This window comes from Synechococcus sp. W60.3, from assembly GCF_047502615.1.
Lineage (GTDB): Bacteria > Cyanobacteriota > Cyanobacteriia > Thermostichales > Thermostichaceae > Thermostichus.
This window is the reverse complement of sequence record NZ_JANSHJ010000047.1, coordinates 9,144-10,022: the sequence shown is the minus strand read 5'-3', so window position 1 is coordinate 10,022 and position 879 is coordinate 9,144. Positions and strand designations below refer to the sequence as shown.

At 63.8% G+C, this 879-nt stretch carries 1 protein-coding gene and 1 pseudogene; both read left to right on the top strand.

Annotated elements, in window-relative coordinates:
* Positions 1 to 188: hypothetical protein (locus tag NW846_RS11860; protein WP_414516113.1), on the top strand; the 188-nt coding region annotated here is incomplete at its 5' end.
* A 137-nt stretch (positions 189 to 325) separates the two neighbouring features.
* Positions 326 to 879: pseudogene (locus NW846_RS11855) on the top strand (hypothetical protein); the annotation flags it as partial.

The following is an 879-nucleotide window of genomic DNA, read 5'->3' as shown; positions in this document are numbered from 1 at the left end:
CGATTACACACCCCCTTCATTGCGTCGCTATATCCCGCTCCCAGAGGGAACGCCACCCACCCCCCGTGCGCTATCCCTTGGCCACCCGCGCAAGCCACGCCCACACCGACCCCAACACCAACCCCAACACCGACAGCCACGCCCACTCCGACTCCACAGCCTGGCGGGGAGCCTTCACCTTCTCCTAGCCCCTAGGGAAGAGGGATCCCATCAACGCTTCTTAATAGTGTTTTAAGAGCGATTGAGTCGTCGCTAGGCACTACCCCTAGTGGGCATGAGCTGGTCAGGATGTTAAGCTACTGCCAGTTGCGACCGGATGGGATCCATGAGCTCAACCTTGCAGCCGTTCCTGCATTTGTTGCAGAGGAGTTCCTTTTGGGGGGTGTTGGGTGGGATGTTGATGGCCGCTGCTGTTGCCCCGGTTGCTGCTCAGCAGTTCGAGTTCACCCCTCAGCCGGTGCCCCCCAGGGGGGATCCCGTCCCTACCCTGCCCTTGCTGAGTGCTCCGCCCTCCCCCAGCTCTGCCGCCCCACCGGCCCTACCGCCTGTACCTCAGGTGCCGCAAATGCCGCTGGATCCCACGGCTCCGGTTTTGGATCCGATCCCGGTGGTGCCCGTTCCAGTGGCCCCAGGTGGACACCCCCCCCAAGGCGAAGCCTATTCCTATCAACGTCGGCCCGACCTCAGTCCAGGTGGGGATCTCTCCGGAGCCACGCGGGGCGAGCTGCCTGCCGGCACCCGTATTCTCCTCACGGCTTACCGCCCCATCACCTTCCAGCCCTACCAGGCCATCAACGGCCACCTGGAAGTCTCCGAGCCGGTGGTGGATCGCTTTGGCCAGGTGGTGATCCCGCCAGGGAGTGTGGTGTGGGGCACCTT